We start from the raw sequence: 210 nt of genomic DNA on the forward strand, positions 1-210 counted from the left end.
CCCCCCCCCCCCCCCCCCCCCCCCCCCCCCCCCCCCCCCCCCCCCCCCCCCCCCCCCCCCCCCCCCCAAAAACAAAAACCCCCCCCCCAGATTACTACGCGTCTCGTGGGCTCGGAGATGTGTATAAGAGACAGGTGTCCGGTGCGCTGGTTCACCCGCACGAGTCAGGGGCTGGACGCACGGAACGCGCGGAGTCCTTCAGCTCTACGC

The 210-nt window shown here is 72.9% G+C and carries 1 protein-coding gene; it reads left to right on the plus strand.

Features of this window, described 5'->3' with window-relative positions:
- Nucleotides 1–210: hypothetical protein (locus tag ACPYOM_RS24440; protein ID WP_481347967.1), on the plus strand; the 210-nt coding region annotated here is incomplete at both ends.

The sequence above is a fragment of the Monashia sp. HAY1-2A genome, from assembly GCF_056755315.1.